This window comes from Haloferax sp. Atlit-4N, assembly GCF_003383025.1.
GTDB classification, from domain to species: Archaea; Halobacteriota; Halobacteria; order Halobacteriales; family Haloferacaceae; genus Haloferax; species Haloferax gibbonsii.
In genome coordinates this window covers 1-475 of record NZ_PSYY01000072.1, presented here as the reverse complement: position 1 = coordinate 475, position 475 = coordinate 1, and the positions used below count along the sequence as shown (strand labels likewise).

Sequence of the window (475 nt, the reverse complement as noted above, 5' to 3'; positions counted from 1 at the left end):
GTCGGCGAGCTCTCCGAGCATCTCGACGTGCCACGGTCAACACTCACCTACCGACTCCGTCGGGCGGAAGAACATTTGGCGAAGCAACATGTCGCCGGAGAGCGGGTAGCTGAAGAACGGCTGGCATCACACTGAGGGGCGCAGTTGGAATATTCCAACAAAGACATATCGAACTCCCGCTCCTACCGTGAGGTAGTGACAGAGAATCCGGACGCAGCAGGAGGAACGAGCGGCGGCGGACAGCGACATGAGCTGACCGCCCGCCTCGCCGTTCCCGAGATGGACTGTCCCTCTTGCGCCCAAAAGGTGGACAAGAGCCTCCAGCGTGTCGACGGGATTACTGACGCCACGCTCCAGCCGACCACCGGCACGGCCAACGTCACGTACGACCCTGATCGAACTAGCGAAGCCGACGTAGTCAAGGCGATTGGAGGCGCCGGCTACGAGGTCGTCGGGGGCTCGGACGCCGAGGGCG

1 protein-coding gene and 1 pseudogene are annotated in these 475 nt (G+C 62.9%); both read left to right on the top strand.

Features of this window, described 5'->3' with window-relative positions; translation table 11 throughout:
• Window positions 1-135 (top strand): annotated as a pseudogene (locus C5C07_RS22045) (transcriptional regulator); the annotation flags it as partial.
• A gap of 60 nt (window positions 136-195) precedes the next feature.
• On the top strand, window positions 196-475 hold a 280-nt coding region (locus C5C07_RS20615), incomplete at its 3' end, for a heavy-metal-associated domain-containing protein (RefSeq protein ID WP_147302089.1).